Source organism: Qipengyuania sp. JB2-7 (genome assembly GCF_055693485.1).
In genome coordinates, this window is the sequence record NZ_CM146335.1 from 1,377,283 (window position 1) to 1,394,746 (window position 17,464).

Sequence of the window (17,464 nt, forward strand, 5' to 3'; positions counted from 1 at the left end):
GGCGGTTGCGTCTTTGTCTGGCTGGCTCCCCGCCTTCGCGGGGATGACGGTTAGGGAAGGGCAATCGGCAAAGTAATCCGGCGAATGCAGCTGGGTGGAGTGTTTCAGTTTGCACACGCAGCGACGTGCAGCCCGTCATCCTTCGACAGGCTCAGCACGAACGGGCTGCTGATGCGAGCTTTATCCCTTCATCATGATGCCTTCGCCAAAACAAAGGTGAAGAGTAATTCATGCCTACCATTAACCAGCTGGTCCGTAAGGGCCGCACGCCGCAGAAGACCAAATCAAAGGTCCCTGCGATGGAGCAGAACCCGCAGAAGCGCGGCGTCTGCACCCGCGTCTATACAACAACGCCGAAGAAGCCGAACTCCGCCCTGCGTAAGGTTGCCAAGGTGCGCCTGACCAACCAGCGTGAGGTCATCAGCTATATCCCGGGCGAGGGCCACAACCTGCAAGAGCACAGCGTTGTCCTGATCCGTGGTGGCCGTGTGCGCGACCTTCCCGGTGTGCGTTACCACGTGCTGCGCGGTGTGCTCGACACGCAAGGGGTCAAGGACCGCAAGCAGTCACGCTCCAAGTATGGTGCGAAGCGGTCGAAGTAATTTGTTGGGTGCGCTGACGACCTCCGTCGTCAGCTTATGCCTGGCCGGCCCTCGCCCCCGCCCTTCCGCCCTTGAGGGTATACTTCCGGGTGGAAGGGCGGGGGTGAGGGCTGGCACCGAAGAATTCACACTCCAAAGGAGTTAAAAGAATGTCACGTCGTCGTCGTCCCGAGAAACGGGAAATCCTGCCTGATCCAAAGTTCGGTGATCAGGTTCTGTCAAAGTTCATGAACAACCTCATGCTCGACGGTAAGAAAGCCGTTGCAGAGGGCATCGTGTATTCTGCGCTCGATACGGTGGAAGCCAAGGCGAAAACCAATCCGGTTGAGCTGTTCCATGCTGCGCTGGAAAACATCAAGCCACAGGTTGAGGTCCGCAGCCGCCGTGTTGGTGGTGCGACATATCAGGTGCCGGTTGAGGTTCGCCCAGAGCGTGCCCAGGCGCTCGCAATCCGCTGGATGATTTCAGCCGCGCGTGGCCGCGCCGAAACGACCATGTCTGCGCGTCTTTCTGGCGAGCTGATGGATGCAGCCAACAATCGCGGCAATGCGGTGAAGAAGCGTGAAGATACGCACCGGATGGCGGATGCCAACCGCGCGTTCTCTCACTATCGTTGGTAAACACTGGCGATTGTGGATGGCCGAAAGGCAAGTCTTTCGGTTGTCACAATCGTGACTATATGGACGGGGGCAGCCGCCAGGCAGCTTCCTGACACACGCTAAGGAATTTGATTATGGCCCGCGAGTATCCGCTGGAGCGCTATCGCAATATTGGCATCATGGCTCACATCGATGCTGGTAAAACTACGACTACAGAACGCATTCTGTATTACACCGGCAAATCCTACAAAATCGGCGAAGTGCATGATGGCGCGGCGACGATGGACTGGATGGAGCAGGAGCAGGAGCGGGGGATCACGATCACCTCGGCTGCGACGACATGCTTCTGGAACCCGGAAGATGCCGACATGGACCCGATGGGCGATCCGAAAGAGCTGCGCGCGAATACGCCGAAGCACCGGATTAACATCATTGATACGCCGGGCCACGTTGACTTCACGATTGAAGTTGAGCGTTCACTGCGCGTGCTCGATGGTGCGGTTGCGTGCTTTGACGGCGTTGCGGGCGTTGAGCCTCAGTCTGAAACCGTATGGCGCCAGGCCGATAAGTACTCTGTCCCACGCATGTGCTTTATCAATAAATTGGACCGTACCGGCGCCGACTTCAAATACTGTGTTCAGTCGATCATTGACCGTCTGGGTGCGACGCCCGCTGTTCTGTATCTGCCAATCGGCATTGAAGCAGACCTTGTCGGTCTTGTTGACCTGGTTCATCAGCGTGCGATCACTTGGAAGAACGAGGATCTGGGCGCTGAATATGCATTTGGGCCAATTCCAGATGATATGGCTGATGAGGCTGCTGAGTATCGCGAGAAGCTGATCGAGCTTGCTGTTGAGCAGGACGATGACGTGATGGAAGCGTATCTTGAAGGCAACGAGCCTGATGCGAAGACCCTGAAGGCGCTGATCCGTAAGGGCACGCTCAATCAGAGCTTCGTTCCGGTTCTGTGTGGTTCTGCGTTTAAGAACAAGGGCGTGCAGCCGCTGCTCGACGCGGTTATCGACTACATGCCGAGCCCACTCGACGTGGAAGCCATTAAGGGCGTTCTGCCGGGCGATGAAGGCAAGGAAGAATCGCGCCCATCATCTGATGATGAGCCATTCTCTGCGCTGGCGTTCAAAATCATGAATGACCCGTTCGTCGGCTCACTCACATTTACGCGCATTTACTCTGGCCATTTGACCAAGGGCAGCGTGCTGAACTCTGTGAAAGAGAAGAAAGAGAAAATCGGCCGTATGTTGCTGATGCACTCCAATGACCGTGAGGACATTGAAGAGGCATATGCCGGCGATATCGTGGCGATTGCGGGCCTCAAGGAAACGACGACTGGCGACACACTGTGTGCTCAGTCTGCGCCGATCATTCTTGAGCGGATGGAATTCCCGGATCCTGTTATTGAGCTTTCGGTTGAGCCGAAAACCAAGGCTGACCAAGAGAAGATGGGCGTTGCGCTCAATCGCTTGGCGGCTGAGGATCCATCATTCCGCGTGACGACTGACCATGAAAGTGGCCAGACGATCATCAAGGGCATGGGCGAGCTTCACCTCGACATTCTCGTCGATCGTATGAAGCGTGAGTTCAAGGTGGAAGCTAACGTCGGTGCGCCTCAGGTGGCATACCGCGAGGCACTCGGTACCGTGAAGTCGAAATCACCTACACGCACAAAAAGCAGTCGGGCGGTTCAGGTCAGTTTGGTGAGGCGAAAGTTGTCGTCACACCGGGTGAGCGTGGCCAAGGCATCATCTTCGAAGACGAGATCAAGGGCGGTAACATTCCGCGCGAATACATCCCGTCTGTTGAGAAGGGTATGCGCGAGCAGGCCGAGAGCGGCTATCTCGTTGGCTTCCCAATCATCGACTTCACCATCCGCCTGATCGACGGTAAATATCACGATGTTGACTCCAGCACCGTGGCATTTGAAATCACCGGTCGCGGCGCGATGCGCGAAGCTGCTGACAGAGCAGGCATCAAGTTGCTTGAGCCAGTGATGAAGGTTGAAGTTGTGACGCCGGAGGATTATCTCGGCGACGTGATTGGCGACCTCAACTCACGGCGTGGTCAAATCCAGGGTACGGATAGCCGCGGCAACGCTCAGGCAGTCGAAGCTTTCGTCCCGCTGGCCAATATGTTCGGCTATGTGAATGAGCTGCGTTCCTTCACGCAAGGGCGTGCTCAGTACACTATGCAGTTCAGCCACTATGACGAAGTGCCAGCGAGTGTTGCACAGGAAGTCAAAGAGAAACTTGCGTAAGCAGGTTTCACAGTCTAGGGGCGGCGCCTAATTTGCTGGGGCCGCCGCCCTTCCAAACGGAATACCATTTCAGACAGAGGTTATTTGAGTAATGGCTAAGGAAAAATTTGAGCGGAACAAGCCGCACTGCAACATCGGCACCATCGGTCACGTTGACCACGGTAAGACGACGTTGACTGCGGCGATCACCAAAGTTCTGGGTTCAGCTGTCGATTTCGCAAACATCGACAAAGCGCCTGAAGAGCGTGAGCGCGGTATCACTATCTCAACGGCACACGTTGAGTATGAAACTGACGCACGTCACTACGCACACGTCGACTGCCCAGGTCACGCTGACTATGTTAAGAACATGATCACCGGTGCGGCGCAGATGGACGGCGCTATCCTGGTTGTGAACGCTGCTGACGGTCCAATGCCTCAGACTCGTGAGCACATCCTGCTTGCGCGTCAGGTTGGTGTGCCTGCTCTGGTTGTGTACATGAACAAAGTTGATCAGGTTGATGACGAAGAGCTGCTTGAGCTGGTTGAGCTCGAAGTTCGCGAACTTCTCTCAAGCTACGACTTTGACGGCGACAACATCGCAATCGTTAAGGGTTCTGCTCTTGCTGCTCTCGAAGGTCGTGACCCAGAGATCGGAGAGAACTCGATCAAGGAACTGATGGCTGCTGTTGATGAGCACATCCCACAGCCAGATCGTCCAGTAGACCAGGCATTCCTGATGCCGATTGAGGACGTGTTCTCAATCTCTGGTCGTGGTACAGTTGTTACTGGCCGTGTTGAAACCGGCATCGTCAATGTTGGCGACGAAGTTGAGATCGTTGGTATCAAAGACACCACGAAGACCACTGTTACCGGCGTTGAAATGTTCCGTAAGCTGCTCGACAGCGGTGAAGCTGGCGACAACATCGGTGCTCTGATCCGTGGCGTAGGCCGTGAAGACGTTGAGCGTGGTCAGGTTCTGGCGAAACCAGGTTCTGTTACACCGCACACAGACTTCGCTGCAGAAGTTTACGTTCTGTCGAAAGACGAGGGTGGTCGTCACACACCATTCTTCGCGAACTATCGTCCACAGTTCTACTTCCGTACAACTGACGTGACGGGTGAAGTTGTCCTTCCTGAAGGCACCGAGATGGTTATGCCAGGCGACAACGTAACGATCGACGTTAAGCTGATCGCTCCGATCGCTATGGACGAAGGTTTGCGTTTCGCGATCCGCGAAGGCGGTCGTACTGTTGGCTCAGGCGTGGTTTCAAAAATCACCAAGTAAGCCGATGTGCTTTCGCCGATAAGGCGAGGCTGATCAAAAAGTGGCCCGGTGCTCTGATGTGAGTGCCGGGCCTCTTTTTATGAGGGCGTGCGTTGTCGGGCGTTGATGCTGATTCGTGGCCAGACTGAAAAGTCCAACAAATCCCACATTTCGGGGGTTGTCAGACGGACCAAGCGAACGTATACGCGCGCCTCAGAGCAGAGGATTCGTTCTCTGCAACGTAATTTTATAAGGCCGCCCATGGATGGGAACAGAAATGGGGCCGGCCTTTTGTTTTTGAGGGATCGCCCCCTGTTTCTGTGGAAGCAATCGGTCTCTTTGGCTCTTTCGCATTGGTGTAGGTAATGGAAGCTCAGAATATTCGCATTCGCCTGAAGGCGTTCGATCATCGCGTTCTCGATCAGGCAACTGGTGAAATCGCAGAAACAGCGCGTCGTACAGGTGCTCTTATTCGTGGCCCCATTCCCATGCCGACGCGCATTGAGAAATTCACCGTGAACCGCGGCCCGCACATCGACAAAAAGTCGCGTGAGCAGTTCGAGGTTCGCACGCACAAACGTCTTCTCGACATTGTGCAGCCAAACGCTCAGACGGTTGATGCTTTGATGAAGCTTGACCTTGCTGCTGGTGTGAATGTTGAGATTAAGCTCGCCTAATTTCGGCGTGATAGTCCATCTGGCAGGACTTTAAGCAGGTCAGAGAGTTTGGGGTTCTGTATGACCCCGCTGATCATCGGGATTTCTGATGGTTCGCAAGACATAGAGATACCGCCGGTCTTTTGACCGGGTCTGCGTCTCCCGTCTCGCTCAAGTGGCCACATGCTGCGCGAGCATTTCAGCCCGGACGGGGCGACGCATCATAAAACGGGTTGAGCAAGCACGCGAGGATGGGCCTCGTGTGCCTCTGTTGAGGAGTTTTGACGATGCGCACAGGCGTTATCGCTAAAAAGGTAGGGATGACCCGCCTCTTCCAAGAGGACGGTCGGCACGTGCCGGTTACCGTTCTTGCTCTGGAAGATTGTCAGGTTGTTTCTCACCGCACTGCTGACCGCGATGGTTACTTCGCGCTTCAACTGGGTGCGGGTGAAGCCAAGCAAAAGAATGTGAACAAGCCGCAGCGTGAAGCCTTTGCGAGAGCAGAGGTTCCGCTGAAGATGAAGGTTGCTGAGTTCCGCGTGGAAACTGAAGAAGGTCTCCTTCCTGTCGGTTCACGCATTTCTGCTGAGCACTTCATAGCTGGCCAGAAAGTCGACATCACTGGTCACACGCAAGGTAAAGGCTTTGCGGGCGCGATGAAGCGCTGGGGCTTTGGTGGTCTGCGCGCGACGCACGGTGTGTCTATCTCTCACCGTTCGCATGGTTCGACGGGTAACCGTCAGGATCCAGGCCGCGTGTTCAAGGGCAAGAAAATGGCTGGTCACATGGGTGACCGTCAGCGCACGCAGCAAAACCTCGAAATCGTCCGCACGGATGCCGATCGTGGTCTTTTGTTTGTGAAAGGTTCTGTGCCCGGTTCTAAGAATGGCTGGCTGCTGGTTCGTGACGCTGTGAAGCTGAAGCTGCCAGAAGATCTGCCATTCCCAGGTGCCGTGATCGATGCATCTGCTCCAAAGCAGGAAGCTGAAGCTCCCGAGGCCGTGGTTGAAGAAACCGCAGCACCGGTAGAAGCGGAAGCAATTGCTGAGCAGGCTCCGGCTGAAACACCAGCGGTTGAGGCTGATGCCCCAGAGGCTGATGCCGCCGATGCTGAAAAGAAGGAGGACTGATCCATGAAGGTGAAGGTCCAAAAAATCGACGGTAAGGCGTCAGGCGACATCGAGCTCAACGATGCCGTGTTCGGCGTTGAGCCGCGCGCTGACATCCTGCACCGGGTTGTGACATGGCAGCTTGAAAATCGCCGTGCGACCGCACGTCCGACGCGTGAGCGTTCCGACGTTGCACGTACTGGCGCCAAGTTTGGTCGTCAAAAGGGGTCAGGTGGCGCACGTCACGGTGACCGCGGTGCCCCGATCTTTATCGGTGGTGGTAAAGCCCACGGTGCGCGCAAGCGTGACTTCAACCAGTCGCTGAACAAGAAAATCCGCGCACTGGGTCTGAAGATGGCGTTGTCTACCAAAGCGAAAGACGGCCTGATTGTGGTCGACACGCTTGACCTGAAAGATGCGAAGACGAAGGCGCTCAAGGGTCACTTCGACAAGTCTGGCTTTGCTGGCAAAGTGCTGTTCATTGACGGTGAAAGCGTAAATGAAGGCTTCAGGAAAGCTGCTGGCAACCTGCCGGGTGTGAACGTTATGCCAGCGATGGGCGCCAACGTTTACGACATCCTGAAGCACGACACGCTGGTTCTGACGAAGGACGCTGTCGAAAAGCTGGAGGCACGTTTCAATGGCTAAAAAGCAGGAAATCGATGCGCGTCACTATGACGTGATCCTCGCGCCTCACATTACCGAGAAGTCCACGCTGGCATCGGAATACAACGCGGTTGTGTTCAAGGTTGCTGGCGATGCGACCAAGCCGCAGATCAAGGAAGCTGTTGAGGCAATCTACAGCACCAAGGTCACCGGCGTGAACACGATCAATGTGAAGGGCAAGACCAAGCGCTGGCGGGGCAAACCCTACAAGCGCAATGACGTGAAGAAGGCGATTGTCACGCTTGCTGAAGGCGAGTCAGTCGACATCACGGAAGGTGTAGGCTGATGGCACTTAAGAATTACAAACCAACGAGCCCGGCGCGCCGTGGTCTCATTCTGGTCGACAAGTCTGGCCTGTATAAAGGCAAGCCGGTCAAGTCGCTGGTTGAGGGCAAGCGCAAGACCGGTGGCCGTAACAACAAAGGTCACGTGACATCACGCGGCATTGGCGGCGGTCACAAGCAGAAGTATCGTTTTGTCGACTTCAAGCGTCGCAAATGGGACGCGCAGGGCACAATCGAGCGGATCGAGTATGACCCGAACCGTACGGCTTTCATCGCACTCATCAAATATGATGATGGTGAGCTCGCTTACATCCTTTGTCCGCAACGTGTGAACGTTGGCGACAAGGTGATCGCTGGTGAGAAGGTCGACACAAAGCCTGGCAACGCCATGCTTCTGGGTCAAATGCCGGTCGGTACCATCTGCCACAATGTTGAAATGAAGCCGGGCAAGGGCGGCCAGATCGCTCGCGCTGCTGGTTCTTATGTTCAGCTGGTTGGTCGTGACCGCGGAATGGTCATCGTTCGCCTGAACAGCGGTGAGCAGCGTTATCTGCGCTCTGACTGCATGGGCACGGTTGGCGCGGTGTCTAACCCTGACAATCAGAACCAGAACCTGGGCAAGGCCGGTCGCCGTCGCTGGGTTGGTGTTAAGCCACTCACACGCGGTGTTGCGAAAAACCCGGTTGATCACCCTCACGGTGGTGGTGAAGGTCGCACAAGCGGCGGTCGTCACCCGGTAACCCCATGGGGCAAGCCGACCAAGGGTGCCCGCACTCGTAAGAACAAGCAGACGGACAAAATGATCATCCGTTCGCGCCACGCTAAGAAGAAGAGGTAATCCGACATGGCTCGTTCCGTCTGGAAAGGTCCGTTTGTGGAGCTTAGCCTTCTTAAGAAGGCGGAGACTGCACAGGAAAGCGGCGCTCGCGCACCGATCAAGACCTGGTCGCGTCGCAGCACAATCCTTCCGCAATTCGTTGGCCTGACGTTCAACGTCTACAATGGTCATAAGTTCATTCCCGTCTCTGTTTCGGAAGAAATGGTCGGTCACAAGCTCGGTGAATTCGCGCCTACGCGCTACTTCCCCGGTCACGCTGCCGACAAGAAGGGCAAGCGATAATGGGTAAGGCAAAAGCACCCCGTCGCGTCGGCGATAATGAGGCGCTGGCTGTGGGCACCACGATCCGTGGTTCTGCGCAGAAGCTGAACCTTGTTGCTGAGCTGATCCGCGGCAAGAAAGCAGAGGAAGCTTTGAACATCCTCTCTTTCTCGAAGAAGAGCATGGCCAAGGATGCGAGCAAGGTGCTCGCGTCAGCTATCGCCAATGCAGAGAACAACCACAATCTCGACGTCGACGCGCTGGTCGTCGCTGAAGCTTCGGTGGGTAAGTCGATTACGATGAAGCGGTTCCACACACGTGGTCGCGGCAAATCGACCCGCATCCTGAAGCCGTTCAGCAAGCTGCGCATTGTCGTTCGCGAAGAGGAAGAGGCGTAAGATGGGTCAGAAGAGCAATCCGATCGGTCTGCGCCTGCAGATCAACCGCACTTGGGACAGCCGCTGGTACGCCGAAGGGCGTGATTATGCCGGCCTTCTCAAGGAAGATATTGAGATCCGCAAATACATCCTCGAAACCGTGCCGCAGGCTGCGATTTCAAAGGTTGTGATTGAACGTCCAGCAAAGCTGTGCCGCATTTCGATCTATGCTGCGCGTCCTGGCGTCATCATCGGTAAGAAGGGCGCAGACATCGAAAAGCTGCGGTCTAAACTTGCATCGATGACTGACAGCGAAGTGAAGCTGAACATCGTTGAGATCCGCAAGCCGGAAATCGATGCGAAGCTCGTCGCTCAGGGTGTTGCTGACCAGCTGATCCGCCGCGTGGCTTTCCGCCGTGCAATGAAGCGCGCCGTTCAGTCGGCTCTGCGTCTTGGCGCAGAGGGCATCAAGATCGTTTGCGGCGGCCGTTTGGGCGGCGCAGAGATCGCGCGTGTTGAATGGTATCGCGAAGGTCGCGTTCCACTGCACACACTGCGTGCAAACATTGATTACGCTGAAACCGAGGCGCTGACCGCTTACGGGATCATCGGCATCAAGGTTTGGATCTTCAAAGGTGAAATCCTTGCGCATGATCCGACCGCACAAGACCGTTTGATGATGGAAGCGCAGACTTCCGGCGTGCGACCAGCGCGCTGAGATAGGTAAAGACAATGCTGCAACCAAAGAAAACCAAATATCGCAAGGCCTTCAAGGGCAAGATTAAGGGCGATGCGAAGGGTGGCACAACGCTGAACTTCGGCTCTTATGGTCTTAAGGCGCTTGAGCCAGAGCGTATTACCGCGCGTCAGATCGAGGCGGCTCGCCGTGCGATCACGCGTCACATGCGTCGTCAGGGTCGTCTCTGGATCCGTGTATTCCCGGACGTGCCAGTGTCGAAGAAGCCTGCTGAAGTCCGTCAAGGTAAGGGCAAGGGTTCGGTTGAATACTGGGCCGCCCGCGTAAAGCCGGGCCGTATCCTGTTCGAACTCGACGGTGTACCTGGCCCGCTGGCTGCAGAAGCTTTCGAGCGTGCTGCGATGAAGCTGCCGATCAAAACCAAGGTTGTTGCCCGTCTGGGTGACACCTCTCACCTGGGAGGCAACTGATGGCTAAAACCGAAGATCTGCGTCAGAAAACGGACGATCAGCTGTCTGAAGAGCTGACCACGTTGAAGCGCGAGCAGTATAATCTGCGTTTTCAGGCTGCGACCAATCAATTGGAAGCACCGGCGCGCATCCGCGAAGTTCGCCGGACAATCGCCAAAATCAAAACGCTGCAGACAGAGCGCGCAAAAGCCGCTGAAGCAGCGAAGGCGTAAGGAGTAGACCATGCCCAAACGTATACTGATCGGGACAGTCACCTCCGACAAGACCGACAAGACCGTGACCGTTCTGGTCGAGCGTAAGGTGAAACACCCCCTTTACGGGAAGATCATCCGTCGTTCGAAGAAGTATCACGCTCACGATGAGAAAAACGAATTTACGCTCGGCGATACCGTGCGGATCGAGGAGACCAAACCGATCTCCAAGACCAAGACCTGGGTTGTGAAAGACCGGGTTACCGCAGGGGGCACGCAAGCTGTTGAAGCTGATCTCGAAGTTGAGGCAGCTGCGGCGAGCACAACCTGAGCAACTGAGTAGGATTTAGGAACTGCCGGGCCTCAGTCATTTTGAGTGTCTCGGCAAGCCAATGAGAAGGAACCGGATCAATGATCCAGATGCAATCCAATCTCGACGTGGCGGACAATAGCGGCGCCAAGCGCGTCCAGTGCATTAAAGTACTGGGTGGCTCAAAGCGTCGTACCGCCAGCGTCGGTGACGTGATCGTGGTTTCCGTTAAGGAAGCCCAGCCACGTGCCAAAGTGAAGAAGGGCGACGTTCACCGCGCGGTGATCGTTCGTACGAAGAAGGACGTTCGCCGCCCAGATGGCAGCGTAATCCGCTTCGACAGCAATGCCGCTGTTCTGGTCAATAAGAGCGAGGAGCCACTTGGCACTCGTATTTTTGGCCCTGTGGTACGTGAACTTCGCGACCGCGGCTTTATGAAGATTATTTCGCTCGCTCCGGAGGTGCTCTGATGGGTGCTGCAAAGATCAAGAAGGGTGATACCGTTGTTGTCCTGTCCGGCAAGGACAAGGGCCGTAGCGGTACCGTAAACAAGGTCATGCCTAAAGACGGCAAAGTGGTCGTTGACGGTATCAATGTTGCTGCGCGTCACCGCAAGCCAAGCCAGGCAAACCCGCAAGGTGGCATCGACCGGTTCCCGGCTCCGATGGACATCTCTAAGGTAGCTGTGGCTGATCCGAAAGATGGCAAGCCTACTCGCGTCCGCTTCGAAGAGAAGGGCGGCAAGAAGGTTCGCATTGCCGTGAAATCAGGGGAGACCATCGATGGCTGATTATACCCCGCGCATGAAGACTCGTTATGAAGACGAGATCGTCAAGGCGATGACCGAAAAGTTCGGTTATGCGAACCGGTTTGCGGTTCCAAAAATCGAGAAGATCACCCTTAATATGGGTGTTGGCGAGGCGAGCCAGGACAAGAAGAAGGTCCAGACGGCTGCTGAGGAAATGGCTCTGATTGCTGGCCAAAAGCCGGTTGTCACGAAAGCCAAGAAATCGATCGCGCAGTTCAAGCTGCGCGAAGGCATGCCAATCGGTTGCAAAGTCACTTTGCGCCGTGATCGCATGTTTGAATTTCTCGACCGCCTGGTCACCATTGCAATGCCACGTATCCGCGACTTTCGCGGACTCAACCCGAAGAGTTTCGACGGGCGTGGTAACTACGCAATGGGCATGAAAGAACAGATCGTGTTCCCGGAAATCTCGTACGACAAGATCGACAAGGTCCGCGGGCTCGACATCATCGTAACCACGACGGCAAATACTGACGCCGAAGCAAAAGAACTGCTTCGTCTGTTTGGTTTCCCGTTCCCTGCTGAAGAGCAGGATGAGGCAAAGGAAGCGGCGTGAAGCCGCTAGTGAAAGGAACTTAAGTCCAATGGCGAAACTGAGTTCGATCAATAAGAATGAGCGTCGCAAGAAGCTCGTCAAGCAGTACGCTGCGAAGTACGAGAAGCTGAAAGCGATTGCGAATGACAAGTCGCTCGACGAAACTGAGCGACTGATCGCGCGTCTTAAAATGGCGGAACTGCCACGCAACGCTAACCCAACGCGTGTGCGCAACCGTTGTGCAACCACCGGCCGCCCACGCGGCTATTACCGGAAATTCGGCATCAACCGCATTGAACTGCGGAATCTGGGCAATAAGGGTTTGATCCCTGGCCTGACGAAGTCGAGCTGGTGAGGATCTGACAGATGGCTATGACCGATCCACTGGGTGATATGCTCACCCGTATCCGCAACGGCCAGCAGGCGAAAAAGGACTCCGTTCTTTCGCCAGCTAGCAAGCTGCGTGCAAATGTTCTCGAAGTGCTTCAACGCGAAGGCTACATCCGTGGCTACAGCGAAGATGGCTCAGGCAAGCACGCTGCTCTGCGGATTGAACTGAAATATTTCGAAGGCGAACCTGCGATTAAGCATGTGAGCCGTGTCTCCAAGCCTGGCCGCCGCGTCTATTCGGGTTCGAAAGAGCTGCCGACCGTGCGCAATGGCCTTGGCATCACCATCGTCTCGACGCCAAAGGGTGTGCTTTCCGACGCGGAAGCGCGCACAGAAAACGTCGGCGGCGAAGTGCTGGCGGAGGTATTCTGATGAGCCGCATTGGCAAAAAGCCGGTTGCGATCCCTAGTGGGGTCGAAGCCAAGATTGAGGACAGCACGCTGACCGTGAAAGGGCCGAAAGGCACTTTGACACTGGGGCTGTCTGACCTGATCGACTACAAAGTCGAAGGTGATGAGATCCAGGTGAGCCCGGCGAATGACACGAAAACTGCGCGTTCTTATTGGGGCATGCAGCGTACGCTGGTTTCCAACCTGGTTGAGGGCGTGACCGAAGGGTTCTCCAAGACTTTGGAAATCTCAGGCGTTGGTTATCGTGCACAGGCGCAGGGCAAGAACCTGAAGCTGCAGCTCGGTTTCAGCCACGATGTTGATATCGCCGTTCCGGAAGGTCTTGAGGTGAAATGCCCCGATCAGACGACCGTGATCATCAGCGGAATTGACAAGCAGGCCGTTGGTCAGCTCGCCGCAGAAATCCGCCGCTGGCGCAAGCCTGAGCCGTACAAAGGCAAGGGCATCAAATACCAGGGCGAATATGTCTTCCGCAAGGAAGGGAAGAAGAAGTAAGATGGCAAAGCTTTCTCTATTTGAACGCCGCCGCCGCCGTGTGCGCACTGCGCTCCGCAAGCGGTCTGGTGATAAGCCGCGTCTGTCCGTGCACCGTACGGGCCGCCACATCTATGCGCAGGTCATTAATGACGCCGATGGCCGTACGGTTGCCGCTGCATCAACGCTGGGCGCGAAGAAGTCTGGCGCAAATGTCGATGCCGCAACGCAGGTTGGCAAGGACATCGCCGCCGCTGCCAAAAAAGCTGGTGTTACGACTGTCGTGTTTGATCGCGGCGGGTTCCTGTTCCATGGCCGCGTGAAAGCGCTGGCCGATGCCGCTCGTGAAGGCGGGCTGGAGTTCTGATTATGGCTGACGAAAAGAAAACAGATACGCCGGCTGAAGAAGCGAAAGTCGAAGAGACCGCCGCTACTGAAACACCTGCTGAAGAGGTGAAGGCCGAAGCGGAAAGCGCTCCTGAAGTCGCCAAAGAAGAGCCAGCGGTTGCTGATACGCCTTCTGAAGCTGCTGACAATCAGTCTGCTGCTGCTGAGCCGGCTGCGCAACCAACCGAGAAAACAGCGAACGAAGAGCCTAAGCAGGCTCGTGGTCGCGGCGGACGTGACGGCAACAATCGCGGTCGCGGTCGTGGCCGTGGTCGCGACGGTGGTCGTGGTCGCCGCGAAGAAGAAGATGACGGTATCATCGAGAAGCTCGTGCACATCAACCGCGTCTCTAAGACGGTTAAGGGTGGTAAACGCTTTGGCTTTGCCGCACTCGTCGTAGTTGGCGACGGCTCAGGCCGTGTAGGCTTCGGTCATGGTAAAGCACGCGAGGTTCCAGAGGCGATCAGCAAGGCAACTGCCGCTGCGCGCAAGAAGATGGTCCGCGTTCCTTTGAAAGAAGGTCGCACGCTTCACCACGATGCCAAGGGTCGCTTCGGTGCCGGTAAGGTCACCGTGCGCACAGCGCCTCCGGGTACTGGTATTATTGCCGGTGGTCCAATGCGTGCCGTGTTTGAGAGCCTGGGTGTTGCAGACGTTGTGACCAAGTCGGTTGGTACGTCGAACCCGTACAACATGATCCGCGCCACATTTGACGCGCTGACTAATCAGACTTCGCCGAAGTCTGTGGCTCAGCGTCGCGGCAAGAAGGTTGCTGACCTTCTCGGCCGTGGTGGCGCCAGCGAGGCCGAGGCAGAAGCCGACGCCGCAGCAGTTGTGGAGTAAGATCAATGGCTGCCAAAAAAACAATCAAGATCAAGCAGATCGGATCACCGATCCGTCGTCCCGAGAGCCAGAAGAAAATTCTGATTGGCCTCGGCCTGAACAAGATGAACAAAGTCGTCGAAGTTCAGGATACGCCGGAAACACGCGGTGCGATCGCCAAGCTTCCGCATATGGTGGAAGTAGTCGATTAAACAGAATTGTGGCGGGGAAGGGTTCGCTTTTCCCGCCATTCCAGCGAAGGCTGGGATCTAGGGCGATCAGCGCGAACGCCTTTAGGCATAGCTAAAAACAGGCCCCAGCTTTCGCTGGGGTAAACTCCAGCGAGTGCAATATTATGAAACTGAATGATCTCCGCGATAATGCGGGTGCCCGTAAATCCCGCGTGCGCAAGGGCCGTGGTATCGGTTCTGGTAAGGGTAAAACCGCTGCACGCGGTCAAAAGGGTCAGAAGAGCCGCTCAGGTGTGGCTATCAAGGGCTTTGAAGGCGGTCAGATGCCGCTGCATATGCGCCTGCCAAAGCGTGGTTTTAACAACCCGTTTGGCAAGGACTTCGCCGAAGTGAACATCGGCATGGTGCAGAAATTCATCGATGCGAAGAAGCTCGACGGCAAGAAAGTTGTCGATCATGAAGCGCTGAAAGCTGCTGGCCTTGCACGCGGCGGCAAAGATGGTGTCCGTCTGCTGGGCAAGGGCGAAATCAAAGCCAAGGTGAAATTCTCGGTTGCTGGCGCGTCTAAAGGCGCGATTGAGGCAGTTGAGAAGGCCGGCGGTTCTGTCGAAGTGACTGCCCCGAAGAAGGTCGAAGCGAAAGCTGACGCCGAGTAAGCCGGAAAAGTTGGGCCAAAAAAATGGGGTGGGGTTCGACATTCGGCCCCTCGCTCCCTATTTGTCCAATCTAGGCCGGACATTCGGCATGAGATTTGGGATCTATTGACGTTATGGCTTCACGCGCCGACTCTATCGCGAGCAATCTGAGCCTTGCCAATTTTGGCAAAGCAACCGAGCTCAAGCAGCGCATCTGGTTCACACTGGGTGCGCTGGTCGTTTTCCGCTTCCTCAGCTTCGTGCCGTTGCCGGGTATCAACCCGCTGGCATTGCAGGTTTTGGCTGAGCAAACACGTGGCGGCATCCTGGACATGTTCAACATGTTCACCGGCGGGTCGCTGGAGCGGATGAGTCTGATTGCGCTGGGCGTGATGCCGTACATTACAGCGTCGATTGTGGTGCAGCTGGCATCGGCGCTGCACCCTACGCTCGCTGCTCTGAAGAAAGAGGGCACCGTCGGGCGCCAGAAGCTCAACCAATACACGCGATATGGCACGGTGTTTCTGTGCGCGATTCAAGGGTGGTTTGTTGCATCGGGTCTGGAGAGTTTCGGCGCGGCGAGCGGCGTTCAGGCTGTCGTTGACCCAGGCGTGATGTTCCGCATCGGCGCGGTCATAAGCCTTGTCGGCGGCACGATGCTGCTGCTGTGGCTGGGTGAGCAGATCACCTCGCGCGGTATTGGTAATGGCATCTCGCTGATTATTATGGCCGGTATTGTCGCGCAGTTCCCTAGCTTTGCTTCAAACCTGTTTGAGGGTGGCCGGACTGGATCTATCGCGCCGGGCATCATCATCGGCTTCATCCTGATGGTCGTGGTGCTGATCCTGATCATCAGTTTTGTCGAGCGCGCGCAACGCCGCTTGCTCATTCAATATCCGAAGCGTGCTTCTCAGAACGGGATGATGCAGGCGGATCGTTCGCACTTGCCGCTAAAGCTCAACACGGTACCGGTGTTATTCCGCCGATTTTCGCGAGTTCATTGCTGCTGTTGCCGCTCACGATCACCCAGTTTGCCGGAAACTCGGTTGATACCGAAAGCACGACGGGTTCATTCATTGTGACGCTGAACCAGTATCTCGCGCACGGTCAGCCGATTTATATGACGCTCTATGCCATCGGCATTATCTTCTTCGCGTTCTTCTACACTGCGGTGGTCTTCAACCCAGAAGAGACTGCTGAGAACCTGAAGAAAAACGGAGGCTTCATTCCTGGCATCCGTCCGGGCAAGCGTACCGAGGAATATCTCGATTATGTGCTGACGCGCATCACCGTGGTTGGTGCGATCTATTTGGCATTGGTCTGCGTGATCCCGGAATATATGATCGCGCAAACGGGCATCCCGTTGTTCCTTGGCGGCACCAGCCTCTTGATTGTCGTCAACGTGACTGTGGATACGATCAGCCAAGTTCAATCGCATCTCTTGGCGCACCAATATGGTGACCTTATCAAGAAGGCGAAGCTCAAAGGCCGTTCGCGGACCTAAGCGCTGTCTTAGCATTCCACGCGTAGATATCGGGGTACGACACGCCATGGACATCATTCTTCTTGGCCCTCCGGGCGCTGGTAAAGGCACTCAGGCTCAGGGTCTGGTCGAACGTCACGGTATGGTGCAGCTCTCGACGGGCGACATGCTGCGCGCGGCGGTCAAGGCGGGTACTGATGTTGGCAAGATGGCTGATGAAATCATGAAGGCCGGCAAGCTTTTTCCGGACGAGCTGATGGCTGAAATCGTCGGCGAGCAGATGGCACAGATCCCGGCTGAGACAGGTCTGATCTTTGATGGCTATCCGCGCACGGAACCTCAGGCTGCCTTGCTTGACGGTTTGCTGGATAAACATGGTCGCAAGCTCGACCACGTCATCGAATTATCTGTTGACGAGGACGCGCTTGTCGAGCGGATCACCGGGCGCTTCTCGTGCGCGAACTGCGGGGCGTTGTATCACGATACCGCAAATCCGACGGCCCAGGACGGTATTTGCGATAGCTGCGGCGGCACCGAATTTAAGCGTCGCCCGGACGATAACGAGGAAACTGTTCGAAACCGGATGGGCGTGTATCGGTCCGAGACCGCACCGATACTCCCAGGTTATGAGGCACGCGGTATAGTCAGCCGCGTTGATGGCATGGCTTCGATTGATGAGGTGGCCGCCTCTTTGGATGCTATCCTCAGCTAACTCTCTTGCATCACCGCCTCTCTGGTTTCACAAGGGTGA

At 56.0% G+C, this 17,464-nt stretch carries 25 protein-coding genes and 2 pseudogenes; all 27 read left to right on the top strand.

The window, feature by feature from the left end; translation table 11 throughout:
- The first annotated feature begins 230 nt into the window (after window positions 1-230).
- The 27 genes and pseudogenes from rpsL to ACZ1GM_RS07020 all read left to right on the top strand — a co-directional run bounded on the left by rpsL (window position 231) and on the right by ACZ1GM_RS07020 (window position 17,425).
- Window positions 231-602, top strand: coding sequence for a 30S ribosomal protein S12 (gene rpsL / locus ACZ1GM_RS06890; protein ID WP_472678379.1), 372 nt, complete (start codon window positions 231-233; stop codon window positions 600-602).
- 149 nt (window positions 603-751) lie between these two features.
- Window positions 752-1,222, top strand: coding sequence for a 30S ribosomal protein S7 (gene rpsG / locus ACZ1GM_RS06895; protein ID WP_472678380.1), 471 nt, complete (start codon window positions 752-754; stop codon window positions 1,220-1,222).
- Window positions 1,223-1,335: 113 nt separating this feature from the next.
- A pseudogene (gene fusA / locus ACZ1GM_RS06900) lies at window positions 1,336-3,473 on the top strand (elongation factor G).
- Window positions 3,474-3,564: 91 nt separating this feature from the next.
- Window positions 3,565-4,740 (top strand): elongation factor Tu, encoded by a 1,176-nt coding sequence (gene tuf / locus ACZ1GM_RS06905; RefSeq protein ID WP_472678381.1) that lies wholly within the window; start codon window positions 3,565-3,567, stop codon window positions 4,738-4,740.
- Window positions 4,741-5,084: 344 nt separating this feature from the next.
- Window positions 5,085-5,396 (top strand): 30S ribosomal protein S10, encoded by a 312-nt coding sequence (gene rpsJ, locus ACZ1GM_RS06910; RefSeq protein WP_472678382.1) that lies wholly within the window; start codon window positions 5,085-5,087, stop codon window positions 5,394-5,396.
- A 266-nt stretch (window positions 5,397-5,662) separates the two neighbouring features.
- The gene (gene rplC / locus ACZ1GM_RS06915) at window positions 5,663-6,505 is read left to right on the top strand and encodes a 50S ribosomal protein L3 (protein WP_472678383.1); all 843 of its coding nucleotides are present in this window, start codon (window positions 5,663-5,665) and stop codon (window positions 6,503-6,505) included.
- 3 nt (window positions 6,506-6,508) lie between these two features.
- Window positions 6,509-7,132: a 50S ribosomal protein L4 gene (gene rplD, locus ACZ1GM_RS06920; RefSeq protein WP_472678384.1), complete on the top strand. Its 624-nt coding sequence runs from the start codon at window positions 6,509-6,511 to the stop codon at window positions 7,130-7,132.
- Window positions 7,125-7,436, top strand: coding sequence for a 50S ribosomal protein L23 (locus tag ACZ1GM_RS06925; RefSeq protein WP_472678385.1), 312 nt, complete (start codon window positions 7,125-7,127; stop codon window positions 7,434-7,436). The genes rplD and ACZ1GM_RS06925 overlap by 8 nt, the downstream gene beginning before the upstream one ends.
- Window positions 7,436-8,272 (top strand): 50S ribosomal protein L2, encoded by an 837-nt coding sequence (gene rplB / locus ACZ1GM_RS06930; protein WP_472678386.1) that lies wholly within the window; start codon window positions 7,436-7,438, stop codon window positions 8,270-8,272. The genes ACZ1GM_RS06925 and rplB overlap by 1 nt, the downstream gene beginning before the upstream one ends.
- Window positions 8,273-8,278: 6 nt before the next feature.
- A complete protein-coding gene (gene rpsS, locus ACZ1GM_RS06935; protein WP_472678387.1) occupies window positions 8,279-8,554 on the top strand; it encodes a 30S ribosomal protein S19 in 276 nt (91 codons plus the stop codon).
- The gene (gene rplV / locus ACZ1GM_RS06940; protein WP_472678388.1) at window positions 8,554-8,931 is read left to right on the top strand and encodes a 50S ribosomal protein L22; all 378 of its coding nucleotides are present in this window, start codon (window positions 8,554-8,556) and stop codon (window positions 8,929-8,931) included. Before rpsS ends, rplV begins: the two co-directional genes overlap by 1 nt.
- 1 nt (window position 8,932) lies before the next feature.
- A complete protein-coding gene (gene rpsC / locus ACZ1GM_RS06945) occupies window positions 8,933-9,628 on the top strand; it encodes a 30S ribosomal protein S3 (protein ID WP_472678389.1) in 696 nt (231 codons plus the stop codon).
- 14 nt (window positions 9,629-9,642) lie between these two features.
- Window positions 9,643-10,077: a 50S ribosomal protein L16 gene (rplP, locus tag ACZ1GM_RS06950; RefSeq protein WP_472678390.1), complete on the top strand. Its 435-nt coding sequence runs from the start codon at window positions 9,643-9,645 to the stop codon at window positions 10,075-10,077.
- Window positions 10,077-10,289, top strand: coding sequence for a 50S ribosomal protein L29 (rpmC, locus tag ACZ1GM_RS06955; RefSeq protein ID WP_472678391.1), 213 nt, complete (start codon window positions 10,077-10,079; stop codon window positions 10,287-10,289). Before rplP ends, rpmC begins: the two co-directional genes overlap by 1 nt.
- Before the next feature lie 10 nt (window positions 10,290-10,299).
- A complete protein-coding gene (gene rpsQ / locus ACZ1GM_RS06960) occupies window positions 10,300-10,599 on the top strand; it encodes a 30S ribosomal protein S17 (protein WP_472678392.1) in 300 nt (99 codons plus the stop codon).
- Window positions 10,600-10,679: 80 nt separating this feature from the next.
- A complete protein-coding gene (rplN, locus tag ACZ1GM_RS06965) occupies window positions 10,680-11,048 on the top strand; it encodes a 50S ribosomal protein L14 (RefSeq protein WP_472678393.1) in 369 nt (122 codons plus the stop codon).
- Complete coding sequence (gene rplX, locus ACZ1GM_RS06970; protein ID WP_472678394.1) at window positions 11,048-11,368, top strand: 50S ribosomal protein L24; 321 nt, start codon at window positions 11,048-11,050, stop codon at window positions 11,366-11,368. Before rplN ends, rplX begins: the two co-directional genes overlap by 1 nt.
- A complete protein-coding gene (gene rplE, locus ACZ1GM_RS06975; protein WP_472678395.1) occupies window positions 11,361-11,942 on the top strand; it encodes a 50S ribosomal protein L5 in 582 nt (193 codons plus the stop codon). The genes rplX and rplE overlap by 8 nt, the downstream gene beginning before the upstream one ends.
- A gap of 28 nt (window positions 11,943-11,970) precedes the next feature.
- Window positions 11,971-12,276 carry a 30S ribosomal protein S14 gene (gene rpsN / locus ACZ1GM_RS06980; RefSeq protein ID WP_472678396.1) on the top strand — a complete coding sequence of 102 codons (306 nt, stop codon included), beginning with the start codon at window positions 11,971-11,973 and terminating at the stop codon, window positions 12,274-12,276.
- Between the two features lie 11 nt (window positions 12,277-12,287).
- Window positions 12,288-12,683 carry a 30S ribosomal protein S8 gene (rpsH, locus tag ACZ1GM_RS06985; protein ID WP_472678397.1) on the top strand — a complete coding sequence of 132 codons (396 nt, stop codon included), beginning with the start codon at window positions 12,288-12,290 and terminating at the stop codon, window positions 12,681-12,683.
- On the top strand, window positions 12,683-13,216 hold the full coding sequence (gene rplF, locus ACZ1GM_RS06990) for a 50S ribosomal protein L6 (RefSeq protein ID WP_472678398.1): 534 nt from the start codon (window positions 12,683-12,685) through the stop codon (window positions 13,214-13,216). Before rpsH ends, rplF begins: the two co-directional genes overlap by 1 nt.
- Window position 13,217: 1 nt before the next feature.
- Entirely contained in the window at window positions 13,218-13,562 is a 345-nt protein-coding gene (gene rplR, locus ACZ1GM_RS06995) for a 50S ribosomal protein L18 (RefSeq protein WP_472678399.1), read from the top strand.
- Window positions 13,562-14,425, top strand: a complete 864-nt coding sequence (gene rpsE, locus ACZ1GM_RS07000) for a 30S ribosomal protein S5 (protein ID WP_472678517.1) — start codon at window positions 13,562-13,564, stop codon at window positions 14,423-14,425. The genes rplR and rpsE overlap by 1 nt, the downstream gene beginning before the upstream one ends.
- Before the next feature lie 5 nt (window positions 14,426-14,430).
- Window positions 14,431-14,616 (top strand): 50S ribosomal protein L30, encoded by a 186-nt coding sequence (gene rpmD / locus ACZ1GM_RS07005; protein ID WP_472678400.1) that lies wholly within the window; start codon window positions 14,431-14,433, stop codon window positions 14,614-14,616.
- A gap of 143 nt (window positions 14,617-14,759) precedes the next feature.
- Window positions 14,760-15,251 (top strand): 50S ribosomal protein L15, encoded by a 492-nt coding sequence (gene rplO / locus ACZ1GM_RS07010; protein ID WP_472678401.1) that lies wholly within the window; start codon window positions 14,760-14,762, stop codon window positions 15,249-15,251.
- Window positions 15,252-15,364: 113 nt separating this feature from the next.
- Window positions 15,365-16,734, top strand: a pseudogene (gene secY, locus ACZ1GM_RS07015) (preprotein translocase subunit SecY).
- A 46-nt stretch (window positions 16,735-16,780) separates the two neighbouring features.
- Entirely contained in the window at window positions 16,781-17,425 is a 645-nt protein-coding gene (locus ACZ1GM_RS07020) for an adenylate kinase (RefSeq protein ID WP_472678402.1), read from the top strand.
- Window positions 17,426-17,464 lie beyond the last annotated feature (39 nt).

What these genes read in the sequence shown, in the direction of transcription:
- rpsL (WP_472678379.1), top strand. Translation starts at nt 231, where the DNA reads ATGCCTACCATTAACCAGCTGGTCCGTAAGGGCCGCACGCCGCAGAAG.
- rpsG (WP_472678380.1), top strand. Translation starts at nt 752, where the DNA reads ATGTCACGTCGTCGTCGTCCCGAGAAACGGGAAATCCTGCCTGATCCA.
- tuf (WP_472678381.1), top strand. Translation starts at nt 3,565, where the DNA reads ATGGCTAAGGAAAAATTTGAGCGGAACAAGCCGCACTGCAACATCGGC.
- rpsJ (WP_472678382.1), top strand. Translation starts at nt 5,085, where the DNA reads ATGGAAGCTCAGAATATTCGCATTCGCCTGAAGGCGTTCGATCATCGC.
- rplC (WP_472678383.1), top strand. Translation starts at nt 5,663, where the DNA reads ATGCGCACAGGCGTTATCGCTAAAAAGGTAGGGATGACCCGCCTCTTC.
- rplD (WP_472678384.1), top strand. Translation starts at nt 6,509, where the DNA reads ATGAAGGTGAAGGTCCAAAAAATCGACGGTAAGGCGTCAGGCGACATC.
- ACZ1GM_RS06925 (WP_472678385.1), top strand. Translation starts at nt 7,125, where the DNA reads ATGGCTAAAAAGCAGGAAATCGATGCGCGTCACTATGACGTGATCCTC.
- rplB (WP_472678386.1), top strand. Translation starts at nt 7,436, where the DNA reads ATGGCACTTAAGAATTACAAACCAACGAGCCCGGCGCGCCGTGGTCTC.
- rpsS (WP_472678387.1), top strand. Translation starts at nt 8,279, where the DNA reads ATGGCTCGTTCCGTCTGGAAAGGTCCGTTTGTGGAGCTTAGCCTTCTT.
- rplV (WP_472678388.1), top strand. Translation starts at nt 8,554, where the DNA reads ATGGGTAAGGCAAAAGCACCCCGTCGCGTCGGCGATAATGAGGCGCTG.
- rpsC (WP_472678389.1), top strand. Translation starts at nt 8,933, where the DNA reads ATGGGTCAGAAGAGCAATCCGATCGGTCTGCGCCTGCAGATCAACCGC.
- rplP (WP_472678390.1), top strand. Translation starts at nt 9,643, where the DNA reads ATGCTGCAACCAAAGAAAACCAAATATCGCAAGGCCTTCAAGGGCAAG.
- rpmC (WP_472678391.1), top strand. Translation starts at nt 10,077, where the DNA reads ATGGCTAAAACCGAAGATCTGCGTCAGAAAACGGACGATCAGCTGTCT.
- rpsQ (WP_472678392.1), top strand. Translation starts at nt 10,300, where the DNA reads ATGCCCAAACGTATACTGATCGGGACAGTCACCTCCGACAAGACCGAC.
- rplN (WP_472678393.1), top strand. Translation starts at nt 10,680, where the DNA reads ATGATCCAGATGCAATCCAATCTCGACGTGGCGGACAATAGCGGCGCC.
- rplX (WP_472678394.1), top strand. Translation starts at nt 11,048, where the DNA reads ATGGGTGCTGCAAAGATCAAGAAGGGTGATACCGTTGTTGTCCTGTCC.
- rplE (WP_472678395.1), top strand. Translation starts at nt 11,361, where the DNA reads ATGGCTGATTATACCCCGCGCATGAAGACTCGTTATGAAGACGAGATC.
- rpsN (WP_472678396.1), top strand. Translation starts at nt 11,971, where the DNA reads ATGGCGAAACTGAGTTCGATCAATAAGAATGAGCGTCGCAAGAAGCTC.
- rpsH (WP_472678397.1), top strand. Translation starts at nt 12,288, where the DNA reads ATGGCTATGACCGATCCACTGGGTGATATGCTCACCCGTATCCGCAAC.
- rplF (WP_472678398.1), top strand. Translation starts at nt 12,683, where the DNA reads ATGAGCCGCATTGGCAAAAAGCCGGTTGCGATCCCTAGTGGGGTCGAA.
- rplR (WP_472678399.1), top strand. Translation starts at nt 13,218, where the DNA reads ATGGCAAAGCTTTCTCTATTTGAACGCCGCCGCCGCCGTGTGCGCACT.
- rpmD (WP_472678400.1), top strand. Translation starts at nt 14,431, where the DNA reads ATGGCTGCCAAAAAAACAATCAAGATCAAGCAGATCGGATCACCGATC.
- rplO (WP_472678401.1), top strand. Translation starts at nt 14,760, where the DNA reads ATGAAACTGAATGATCTCCGCGATAATGCGGGTGCCCGTAAATCCCGC.
- ACZ1GM_RS07020 (WP_472678402.1), top strand. Translation starts at nt 16,781, where the DNA reads ATGGACATCATTCTTCTTGGCCCTCCGGGCGCTGGTAAAGGCACTCAG.